This is a genomic window from Tetzosporium hominis, assembly GCF_002265435.1.
Lineage (GTDB): Bacteria > Bacillota > Bacilli > Bacillales_A > Planococcaceae > Chryseomicrobium > Chryseomicrobium hominis.
In genome coordinates this window covers 1-274 of sequence record NZ_NOKQ01000278.1, presented here as the reverse complement: position 1 = coordinate 274, position 274 = coordinate 1, and the positions used below count along the sequence as shown (strand labels likewise).

Genomic DNA, 274 nt, shown 5'->3' with positions numbered 1-274 from the left:
CCAGCAGGACAACAGGCGTTCCGTAATTGCCGTTATTCATAAAAGCGGATGACAGGATCATGGCACAGCGATCTTGGTTCGGATACTTATGAAAAAAAGATAAAAAGTAGACAAATAGAACAAGAACCAGGCAAAGCCCCAGCACAAAAATAGAGAGATAGACATAATCCATCGTCAGTTTGTTAGTATAGAACGTATCAAATGCCAGAAAAGGAGACATTAAGTATAAGGACATTTTGGACAGCGTTTGAATATCAAAGCCGAGCGTTTTCTG

Annotated in this window: 1 pseudogene; it reads right to left on the bottom strand. The window is 40.1% G+C overall.

Annotation, left to right across the window (positions count from 1 at the left end):
* A pseudogene (locus CF394_RS13020) lies at positions 1-274 on the bottom strand (AEC family transporter); the annotation flags it as partial.